This window comes from Aquabacterium sp. (assembly GCF_004297345.1).
In the GTDB taxonomy this organism is placed as follows: domain Bacteria; phylum Pseudomonadota; class Gammaproteobacteria; order Burkholderiales; family Burkholderiaceae_C; genus Aquabacterium.
The window spans coordinates 1-6432 of the sequence record NZ_SCTN01000220.1; the positions used below are offsets into that span (position 1 = coordinate 1).

At 62.5% G+C, this 6432-nt stretch carries 5 protein-coding genes and 1 pseudogene; 3 read left to right on the plus strand and 3 right to left on the minus strand.

What is annotated here, in order from left to right; all coding sequences use genetic code 11:
- Together EPO09_RS07970 and EPO09_RS07975 are read right to left on the minus strand one after the other, a co-directional pair.
- A pseudogene (locus EPO09_RS07970) lies at nucleotides 1-706 on the minus strand (hypothetical protein); the annotation flags it as partial.
- 242 nt (nucleotides 707-948) lie between these two features.
- A complete protein-coding gene (locus tag EPO09_RS07975; RefSeq protein ID WP_290641918.1) occupies nucleotides 949-2376 on the minus strand; it encodes a cellulase family glycosylhydrolase in 1428 nt (475 codons plus the stop codon).
- 84 nt (nucleotides 2377-2460) lie between these two features.
- Between EPO09_RS07975 and EPO09_RS07980 the strand changes: the two genes are divergently transcribed.
- A complete protein-coding gene (locus EPO09_RS07980; RefSeq protein WP_290641920.1) occupies nucleotides 2461-3138 on the plus strand; it encodes a Crp/Fnr family transcriptional regulator in 678 nt (225 codons plus the stop codon).
- A 14-nt stretch (nucleotides 3139-3152) separates the two neighbouring features.
- Here the strand turns inward: EPO09_RS07980 and glpD are convergent, their stop codons facing one another.
- Nucleotides 3153-4826 carry a glycerol-3-phosphate dehydrogenase gene (gene glpD / locus EPO09_RS07985; RefSeq protein WP_290641921.1) on the minus strand — a complete coding sequence of 558 codons (1674 nt, stop codon included), beginning with the start codon at nucleotides 4824-4826 and terminating at the stop codon, nucleotides 3153-3155.
- Nucleotides 4827-4957: 131 nt separating this feature from the next.
- Here glpD and EPO09_RS07990 point away from each other — a divergent pair, with 131 nt between their 5' ends.
- Together EPO09_RS07990 and EPO09_RS07995 are read left to right on the plus strand one after the other, a co-directional pair.
- Nucleotides 4958-5740, plus strand: coding sequence for a DeoR/GlpR family DNA-binding transcription regulator (locus tag EPO09_RS07990; protein WP_290641923.1), 783 nt, complete (start codon nucleotides 4958-4960; stop codon nucleotides 5738-5740).
- Between the two features lie 45 nt (nucleotides 5741-5785).
- Nucleotides 5786-6432, plus strand: a 647-nt coding sequence (locus EPO09_RS07995) for an FGGY family carbohydrate kinase (protein ID WP_290641925.1), incomplete at its 3' end; no start/stop codon positions are given.

Sequence of the window (6432 nt, forward strand, 5' to 3'; positions counted from 1 at the left end):
CCGACACGGGAAGATCAGCGGCGATCAGGCGACGCGCCAGAAAATCGGGGAAGCGCTGATCCTCACTCACTGCAACACCTTTGGCTTTCCCCCACGCTCCCGTGATCGGAAAGAAACCATCCGTGAGGGAATCACCAAACGCCACCACCACGCGCGTCGGCACCCTTGGCAGCACATCCACCTCATCAATCAGCAGCCACGAGTTATCCAACGGGCGGTCGATGCGTTCAAAGCCTGCCCCACTCTCCTGCTGAGCCTGGTTGCCCTTGGCTCGCCAAAGGTATTCGTTGGCCTTGATATGTCGGCTCAACGATGAAAACTCGCCAGCCGCATACAGGCTGACAGCCAGGCGCTGCATCCCCATCACATCCAAGCTGACGGGGTCACTGAGTGCACTGGCACCCGGCGCGAGGGTGACGACAGGTTGGCCAGCAAACGTCAGTTGACGAGACGAACCCGCCCGGACCGAGACATCACATTCAGACAGGCCCACGCGCACATCGTCGAGCGTCACAGGCTTCTTGCCAAAGCGGTTGCTCAGACGCAATCTGATCGCCTGTCCGCCTTGGTGAAGCGTGACGATCTGCCTGATGGTTTCGTTGTGAACAGAAACCGACCAGAACGCGTCCGAGTGTGGCGCGGCCCATGCCGCCGCCCACTTCTCCACCGGCGTGGCGCCTTGAGAGACGTCTGCGCCCGACATCATGCAGACAGGGCCAGCAAGCCAGACGAGGCGTGGCGTACACGGAGAGACCAGAGCAAGTTCACAACGGACCTTCGACAGAAAACATCGGTGAGGCGGGCAGGCTAAAGGCATACACCCCATCAAACCACCCGCATTTCCCCGTGTTCAATTGCTCCCCCCCTCATTTGAGGCGTCAAAGCATGGCCACGCACCGCTTGAGTTTCATCGTCTTCACCCGCATCACAGGCATCGCATCGGGGGCATCAGCGAACCGTCACGGTCACCGCACCAGCCTGCTCGGCCGTGCACAGGACGACCTGATCAACAGACTGCCACCAACAGCGTGCCGAGGCTGGCGACACACTGATTTGCGGCTGCGCCTTGCCTTGCAGGAAACTCGCAGGCACGAACAACTCGGTGCGCCCCCTCTCAGGTTGATGCTGCCAGCTGTAGCTCAGCGAAGGCCCGATGCCCAGCCAGGACACGCCCGCCGATTTCTGCCATTGCCCATAGGTGCCTGCCGTACGACGCACATAAGGCCGCGCGCTGAAGTTGTTGCGCAACTCGCCCTTGTCATTCACGACGGACAGGTTCTCGCCATTCCAGCCATCCAGCGTCACGGGGTTCCACTCCTGCGTGTAGCCCCACTGCGTGCCGGACTCGCCAAACTTCTCCAGATCGTTGTAGATCATGTCGATGTAGTTGGGCGCCAGCATCCACTGAGGCGAGCCGAACTCACCCAGCAACACGGCAGCGCCCCAGCTATGCGCCAGTTCGCGGTTGCGCTCGGCCACCGGCTCATAGCGCAAGCCAGACCAGGCCTTGAAATAGATCAGCACATCGTAGTAGTGCGGCGCAAACGCGAGGTTGCTGATGCCGGGGTTGCCCAGCTTCGTGGCCTGCAGACCGATGCCTGTCCACATCTCCGGCTCCACGAACACGATGGCATCGGGGTGATGTGCACGCACGCGTGCCGCACCATCCTGATAGAGCCGCGTGAGCTTGTCCGCGCTGCCGAAGGGCTCATTGAGCAGGTCATAGCCGATCACATTGGGCGCTTGCGCAAAGCGCTGTGCCAGCCGCTCCAGCATCACCAGATAGCGCTCACGTGCCGGGTTGCCCGGCGTCATGAACTCGTTGAAGGCACGCTCCATGTCATTGCGGCTGAACAGAATGGCCTGAGGCCCCCAGTTCGCGCACTTGGCCGAGTTGTCTGGCGTGGATTGCGGGATATCGGCAGGGATGGCCCAACGCGGAAAGCCCTCGCCGCAACCACCCAGTGTCCAACGGCTGAAGGCATCCTGGTGCACATCCACCAGCACATGGATGTGCCGTGCGGCTGCACGTGACACGATCTCGGCGTAGTAATCGAGATAGCTTTCGTCATACACACCGGGCTGCAACTCGAAGGCTTCCCAGTTGAACTGCAGGCGCACCACGTTCACACCCAGGCGCGCCAGCTTGTCGAACAGCTGCGGATCCTGATTGGGCCGGAAGTTCGGCACCTTGTGCAACTGCGACAGGTTGAAGCCATGCAGCACCACATCGGCGCCTTGCTGGTCCACGAACCGATGGCCCTGCACCTTCAAGGGGGCCGCTTCCGACTGCTTCACGGACAAAAAGCCCGCCAGTGCACACAGGGTTAGACACAGGCCTTTTCGCCAGCCAGCTTCCTTAGACTTGATCTTCATAAGTGGTTTCCTGTCATCGTCAACATCTGGATGAACTGTGCGGAAACCACCGCGCCTGGACTAGCAACGCTTTGACATTCGACCATGCCGGTTTCCCGCCCCCGCTTCATCGCCGATCTGCCTGAGCCGGAGTTGGAAGTGCTGTGCGCATGCATCAGCCCCTGGAAAGCACGCAAGGGCAGTACCGTTCACGCTGAAGGTGAAGCCGTGCAGGCCCTGTACATGCTGGATGCTGGGCGCATGCAGTTTGAGGTGCATGCCCTGGATGGCCGCAAGCTGGTGCTGGGCTTTGTGGGTGCAGGCCGATCTTTTGGCGAACTGGAAGTGGTGGAAGGGGGGCCGGCATTGGCGGCGGCCGTCGTCAACCAGTCGGCATCAGGCTGGCGCCTGAGCGTGCAGGACTTCCACGCCGTGCTAGCCCAGACGCCGCACTTTGCAGCGCTGATGCTGCGCACCACGGCTCGCAACGCTCGCATCCACCATCGGCTGTATCGGCACAGCTTGTTGATGTCGCCAGACGAACGCCTGGCGCTGGCCTTGTTGTCCATACGGCGACATGGCCACGCCGATGCGTCACCTGAGCCCGCAGTCATTCAAACCACGCAGGACATGCTCGCGCAAATGCTGGGCACCACTCGCCAGTGTGTGAGCAAGCATCTCAAGCAATGGGAGTCCGCTGGCTGGATCGCCATCCAATATGGCGGCATCACCTTGCTGGATAGCGAGGCCATTGCCGCCTACGTGAACCTTGATCTCTTCTGAACGAGCGACGACGCTCAGCGGCTCATCGCACTGTGATGAAAGCCTTGCCGCCCGCCCACTTGCGGGCGCTGAGCAGCAAACCAGTCCACCACGGCCTGGCGTTGCTCGGCCGTGTAATGCAGGCCCAGCTTGGAGCGGCGCCACAGCACGTCATCGGCCGTCATGGCCCATTCGTGGCGCTTGAGGTAGAACAGCTCGGCTTCGTACAGATCAGGCGCGATCTCGGCGCCCAGGTCACCGCGTGAGCGCACGCCATCGAGCAGGCGCAGCACGCGGCCACCGTAAGCACGCGTCCAGCGACGCATCAGGCCCAGGTCCATCCAGGGATGGCGACGGCGCAGGCGCGTCTGGAACTCGGCCATGTCGGCCACCGGGTTGCCGGTCTCCTCAACCAGATCGCCCAGGAAGCCGCCAGGCAGCACGGCGTCCGCCGTCCATTGGTGGCGCTCATCGCCCAGCATCTTGCCCACTTCATCGGCCGCTTCTTGCGACAGCAAGCGGAAGGTGGTGAGCTTGCCGCCCCATACCGTCAACCAGGGTGAGGGCTTGAGTTGCGTCTGCAGGCGATAGTCGCGCGTCACGGCAGCGGCCTTGCCGCTTTCATCGTCCAGCAGCGGACGCACGCCGGCATAGCTCCACACCACATCGCCCGGCTGCACGGGGCGGCGCAGATAGCGGCTCAGCTCGGTGCACAGGTACAGCACCTCATCGGGCTCGATCTGCACGTGGCCCGGCGCAGCCTTGTGCTCGACATCGGTCGTGCCGATCAGCGTGAAATCGCGCTCATAGGGAATCGCGAAGATGATGCGCTTGTCCTGCCCCTGGAAGATGTAGGCGTGATCGTGATTGAAGATGCGCGGCACGACGATATGGCTGCCCTTGACCAGGCGCAGCTTCTTGTTCGCATCGCCGCCCTTGCCTGTGGTGGGCGGTACGGCCATCACGTCACGCAGCATGTGTTCGGCCCAAGGGCCCGCTGCGTTGACGACCATGCGCGCCTGCACAGTCAGCTTGTGCGTCACGGCTTGGGTATCGGGATCCAGATGGGTCAGCGTTGCGCGCCAGCCGCCAGCATGCGGGCTGGTGGCTTCGCAACGCGTGCGCGTCAGCACCTGGGCACCTTGTTCGGCCGCGTCCAGCGCGCACAGGGCCACCAGGCGGGCATCGTCCACCCAACCGTCTGAGTACACGAAGCCCTTGGTCCAGCCCTGCTTGAGCGGCTCACCCAAAGGCGATTTGTTCAAGGCCACCGATTCGCAACCGGGCAGGAACTCACGCGGGGCCAGGTTGTCGTACAGCCACAAGCCCAATCGGATCATCCACGCGGGCCGCATCGAGGCATCGTGCGGCAACACGAAACGCAAAGGCCACATGATGTGCGGCGCCGAACGAAGCAGCAGTTCGCGCTCCATCAGCGCTTTGCGCACCAGACCGAACTCACCGTATTCCAGATAGCGCAATCCACCATGAATCAGCTTGGTCGATGACGACGAGGTGTGGCTGGCCAGGTCTTCCTGTTCGCACATCACCACGCGCCAGCCGCGGCCCGCCAGATCGCGGGCAATGCCCACGCCATTGATGCCACCACCGATCACCAGCACGTCACAGTGGTAGTCCGCTTCGCTGGTGTGATCGTCGGACTTTGGCTGATTGGGGGGGCTTGCCGGCTGCAAACTAGACTCCTTCATGACACAGTGCGTGTTTTACGGCACTGAAGCGTACAACACAAGCGCGTTTTTATTCTTTCGTGTTTGTTTTTTTTCGTATACGCTCTCCATAACCCGGAAAATTGCTCAAAAACAATCAACGGAGACCCGGTATGAACCCTGATTCCACCTGGAGCCCCAATCCACGCCAGCTCGCCTTGCTTGAAGAAGTGAAGGCGCGCGGCGCGGTGTCGGTCGAACGATTGGCCCAACGCCTGGACGTGACCATGCAGACCGTGCGCCGCGACGTGCAGCGCCTGGCCGATGCCGGCATGCTGCAGCGCTTTCACGGCGGCGTGAACCTGCCCCGCATGGCCCCGCAAGTGGGCGCGTGGAAAGAACGCCAGGCCCTGCGCGCCGAAGCCAAGAGCCGCATTGCGCGCTCGGTGGCCGCAGCCATCCCCGACGGCAGCTCGCTGATGATGGGCATCGGCACCACGGTCGAGGCCGTCGCGCGCGAGTTGCTCAAGAAGTCAGGCCTGCGCGTGATCACGCACAACCTGCACGTGGCCAGCATGCTCAGCGAACATCCCAGCTGCAAGGTGCACGTGGCTGGTGGCGTGCTGCGCTCGCGTGACAGCGCGCTCGAAGGCGAAAGCACCGTGGCCTTCCTCAAGCAGTTCAAGGTGGACTACACCATCATGAGCACCATGGGCATCGACGAAGACGGCACCCTGCGTGACCGCGATCTGCGCGAACTGCCCGTGGCCCAGACCCTGGTCGAGCAGGCCCGTGAAACCTGGCTCGTGGCCGACGTGAGCAAGTTCAGCGAAGCCGAGCTGGCCAAGGTGGGCCATCTGCAAAGCATGAAGCGCGTCTTCACCGATGCCTTGCCGCCCGCCCCTTATCCCAAGATGCTGCAGGAATGGGACGTGGCCCTGACCATCGCGTCCTGATCCTGCGCCGCAACCGCCAACAAGAAACCAAGAGAGCAACGCAAGATGGCATTCATCCTGGCCCTGGATCAGGGCACTTCCAGTTCGCGCAGTGTGGTGTTTGACGAGCGTGGCCAGATCCTGGCCAGTGCCCAGCTCGAAATACGCCAGCACTACCCGCAACCGGGCTGGGTGGAGCACGATCCGCTGGAGTTGTGGGCCACGCAGCGCGACACGGCCCATGCGGCCCTGGCCCAGCTGCATCAGGCCGGCCATGATCTGCGCCAGCTCAAAGGCATCGGCATCACCAACCAGCGCGAAACCACTTTGCTGTGGAACCGCAAGACCGGCCAGCCCGTGCACCGCGCCATCGTCTGGCAGGATCGCCGCACGGAAGCGCAATGCGCGCAATGGCGCGAACAAGGCCTGGGTGAGACCATTCGCGCCAAGACCGGCCTGGTGATCGATCCCTACTTCTCTGGCAGCAAACTGCAATGGCTGCTGGACAACGTGGACGGCGCGCGTGAAGCCGCCCAACGTGGCGAGCTGGCTTTCGGCACAGTCGATACCTGGCTGCTGTGGAACCTCACAGGCGGCCGTGTACACGCCACCGATGTCAGCAATGCCTCGCGCACCATGCTGTTCAACATCCACACGAACGACTGGGATGAGGATCTGCTCAAGCTGATGCAGATCCCGCGCGAGGTACTGCC

What these genes read in the sequence shown, in the direction of transcription:
- EPO09_RS07975 (WP_290641918.1), bottom strand. Translation starts at nt 2,376, where the DNA reads ATGAAGATCAAGTCTAAGGAAGCTGGCTGGCGAAAAGGCCTGTGTCTA.
- EPO09_RS07980 (WP_290641920.1), top strand. Translation starts at nt 2,461, where the DNA reads ATGCCGGTTTCCCGCCCCCGCTTCATCGCCGATCTGCCTGAGCCGGAG.
- glpD (WP_290641921.1), bottom strand. Translation starts at nt 4,826, where the DNA reads ATGAAGGAGTCTAGTTTGCAGCCGGCAAGCCCCCCCAATCAGCCAAAG.
- EPO09_RS07990 (WP_290641923.1), top strand. Translation starts at nt 4,958, where the DNA reads ATGAACCCTGATTCCACCTGGAGCCCCAATCCACGCCAGCTCGCCTTG.